Below are 2677 nucleotides of genomic sequence, written 5' to 3' on the forward strand. Positions count from 1 at the left end.
GCGGGGCGAGCAGCCGCACCGCGCCCACGTGCGGCCCGGGTGGGCCGTCGAGCGCGGCGGCCCCGGCCGCGGGCAGGTCGGCCAGGACCTCGGTCAGGGTCGCGGCGTCGAGCGGGTGGAGCAGGTCGGCGTCGTCGAGCACGCCGACCCGCTCGCGCCCCTCGTGCCGGTAGGCGGCGAACCTCATCAGACCGGCGGGGCGACGAAGACGCCGCGGTCGGGGTCGTTGAACGACTCCTTGGCCACGAGCTCGTTCATCGGGTTGGCGGTGCCCCACTGGTCGGCGACCTCGGGCCGGGAGAGGTCGTAGACCTGCGGGTGCCAGGCGTCCTCGTCGAGCTGCTCCAGCTCGGTGGTGTACTCGACGGTGTTGCCGTGCGGGTCGAAGAAGTAGGAGAACGTGTTGTCGCCCGCCAGGTGCCGGCCGGGTCCCCAGATCTTGCGCACGCCCGCGCGCAGCAGCCGCCCGGTGCCGCGCATGTACTCGTCCACGCCGCGCAGCTCGAAGGAGATGTGGTGCAGCGAGGTGTGCGGCCCCCTGGCCAGGGCGAGGCTGTGGTGCTGCGGGTTGATCCGCATGAAGTGCATGATCTCGCCCAGGTGCGGTGAGCCGAGGGTGTCCGACAGGGCGAACGACAGGTGCCGCTCGTACCAGGCGCGGGTGGCGCTGATGTCGGGCGAGTTGAGCACCACGTGCGAGAGCCGGACCGGGATGGACTCCTTCTCCTCGATCCGGCGGTGCTGCCGGACCTCCACGTCGGCGGAGACCTCGACGGTGCGGCCGTCCACGTCGAAGAACCGGAAGCCGTAGCCGCCGCCGAGCGTGCCGAGCTCGTCCGGGGTGCTGATGAGCGTGACGCCGGCGGCGATGAGCTGGTCGGCGAGGGCGTCCACGTCGGCGGGGGAAGCGGCGCCGAACGCGACGAGGTCCAGGCGCTTCTCCTCGGCCTTGCGCAACCGCACCACGTACTGCTCGGGCGAGCCCTCGGCGGCCAGGAAGCTCAGGCCCGAGTCGCCTGCGACCTCGGTCAGGCCCCAGACGCCGGCGTAGAACTCGCGCTGCTTGTCGTAGTCGGGCACGGCGAGGTCGACGTGCCGCAGGTGGGTGAGCAATCGCCTGGTCACCGGTTCTCCTCCAGGTTGAGCAGGGCGGCGGCGTTGCCGCCGCGGACGGCGTGGAAGTCGGGTTCGGGCAGGTCCGCGGCGCGCAGGGCGGCCACCGGGTCGTCGGAGCCCATGTCGAAGGGGAAGTCCGAGCCGAGCAGCACCCGGTCCGGGCCGGCGACGCGGACCAGTTCGCGCAGCACCAGCGGGTCGTGGACCAGCGAGTCGAACCGCAGTCGCCTGGCGTAGTGGCTGGGCGGGTGGGCGCAGCCCTTCGCGTCGGGCCGGACGCGCCAGGCGTGGTCGGCGCGGCCGAGGTGGGTGGGCAGGTAGCCGCCGCCGTGCGCGGCGACCACCGTGAGGGCCGGGTGGCGGTCCAGCACGCCGGAGAAGATCAGGTGGGACAGCGCGACGGCGTTCTCCACCGGCTGGCCGACGCTGTTGGACAGGTACCAGCGGTCCAGCCGCTCGTCGAGCGTGCACCCGAACGGGTGCAGGAACACGATCGCGCCGGTCTCGGCGGCCAGCTCCCAGAACGGCTCGTAGGCCGGGTCGGACAGCTCGCGGCCGGGCGCGTGGCTGCCGATCTCCACGCCGCGCAGCCCTGCGCTCAACGCGTGGTCGAGCGCCCCCACCGCCAGGTCGGGGTGTTGCAGCGGGACCAAGCCGAGGCCGTGCAGCCGGTCGGGGGCGTGCGCGCAGTGCTCGGCCGTGGCGGTGTTGGCCGTCTCGCACACCGCGCGGGCGACCTCCCGGTCGGCCCAGTAGTGGTAGTGCGACGGCGACGGGCTCACCAGCTGCACGTCCACGCCGGCGGCGTCCATGGCGGCCAGCCGGTGCGCCACGTCGGTCAGCGGCGCCAGCCGGTCGCGGACCATGGCGCCGCTGACGGCCAGGGCGTCGGGGCCGTTGCGGCGGGCGTCCAGGGCGCGGGCGGCGGCGAGGCCGGGCTCGTCCGCCACCAGGCGGTCGACCTCGGGCAGCAGGACGTGGGCGTGCACGTCCACGGTCGGCGCGGTCACGGTCGGCGCGGTCACGGTCGGCACGTCCACGGTCGACACGTCCACGGTTGACGCGGTCACGGTCGGCGCGGTCACGGTCGCGCCGCCAGCACGGCCATGGTGCGGCCCATCAGGCCCGGCACGTCGGCGTCGCGCACCCCGTCCAGCAGCCACTGCCCGAGCTGCACCGAGGCGTCCACGACCGCGCGCACGCGCGGGTACCGGCGGTCCCGGTAGGCGGTGAGCAGCGCGTCGTCCCAGGTGTCGCGCGCGGCCAGCAGCTCGGCCAGGACCAGCGCGTCCTCCAGGGACATGGCCGCGCCCTGGGCCAGCGTGGGCGGGCAGGCGTGGGCGGCGTCGCCGACCAGCACCACCCGGCCCCGGTGCCACGGCCCGTCGACCAGCAGCCGGTGGAACCACGTGTAGTTGACCACCGCCGGGTCGGTCAGCGCGGCCCGGACCTCCGGCCACGGACCGCCGTAGCCCTCGGCCAGGCGCCGCATCTCGTCCGCGTGGGCGCCCGGGTCGAGGGTGTCGCGGTCGCGGTTGCGCTCCACCAGGTAGGTGTAGGC

Annotated in this window: 4 protein-coding genes; all 4 read right to left on the reverse strand. The window is 74.6% G+C overall.

Going from position 1 to position 2677, the window contains the following annotated elements; translation table 11 throughout:
• Window positions 1-187 (reverse strand): hypothetical protein (locus ACFV4N_RS42535; protein WP_499678372.1); only part of this gene is annotated, 187 nt, incomplete at its 3' end.
• On the reverse strand, window positions 187-1125 hold the full coding sequence (locus ACFV4N_RS42540; RefSeq protein ID WP_499678373.1) for a VOC family protein: 939 nt from the start codon (window positions 1123-1125) through the stop codon (window positions 187-189). The genes ACFV4N_RS42540 and ACFV4N_RS42535, both read right to left, overlap by 1 nt.
• The gene (locus ACFV4N_RS42545; RefSeq protein WP_499678374.1) at window positions 1122-2186 is read right to left on the reverse strand and encodes an amidohydrolase family protein; all 1065 of its coding nucleotides are present in this window, start codon (window positions 2184-2186) and stop codon (window positions 1122-1124) included. The genes ACFV4N_RS42540 and ACFV4N_RS42545 overlap by 4 nt, the downstream gene beginning before the upstream one ends.
• Window positions 2187-2197: 11 nt before the next feature.
• Window positions 2198-2677: FAD-dependent monooxygenase (locus ACFV4N_RS42550; protein WP_499678375.1), on the reverse strand; the 480-nt coding region annotated here is incomplete at its 5' end.

Origin of the sequence: Actinosynnema sp. NPDC059797 (assembly GCF_042732085.1) — a bacterium.
Classification (GTDB): domain Bacteria; phylum Actinomycetota; class Actinomycetes; order Mycobacteriales; family Pseudonocardiaceae; genus Actinosynnema.